The organism is Tepidimonas sp. (assembly GCF_046292505.1).
Classification (GTDB): domain Bacteria; phylum Pseudomonadota; class Gammaproteobacteria; order Burkholderiales; family Burkholderiaceae_C; genus Tepidimonas.
The window spans coordinates 270-603 of the sequence record NZ_JBKBQX010000227.1 but is presented as its reverse complement, the minus strand read 5'-3'; the positions used below and the strand labels follow the sequence as shown (position 1 = coordinate 603).

General features: G+C 65.3%; 1 protein-coding gene. It reads right to left on the bottom strand.

Going from position 1 to position 334, the window contains the following annotated elements:
- Positions 1-100: 100 nt before the first annotated feature.
- Positions 101-334: dihydroxy-acid dehydratase (locus ACK4TH_RS12935; RefSeq protein WP_409627023.1), on the bottom strand; the 234-nt coding region annotated here is incomplete at its 5' end.

The following is a 334-nucleotide window of genomic DNA, read 5'->3' as shown; positions in this document are numbered from 1 at the left end:
GCTCAGGCGCTTATAGGAGATAGGCCCCCTGATGCGCCTTGCGCATCGGGGGTGACGATGGGGGAGAGGTTTAGGCGCGTAAGGCGGCGTCAGTTCAGCCCTATGGGTCCAGCCGTACCGCCCCTTGCGCGGCGTTGCCGACATGGGCGGCGTAGACTTTCAGGGCACGGCTGACTTTGCGGGGGCGGTCTTCCACGGGTTTCCAGGCCTTGGCGCCTTTGGCGTCCATGGCGGCGCGGCGCCGCGCCAACACATCGGCGGAGACCATCGCATTGATCGTGCGGTTAGGGATGTGGATATCGATCAGGTCGCCGTACGCGATAAGGCCGAAGGC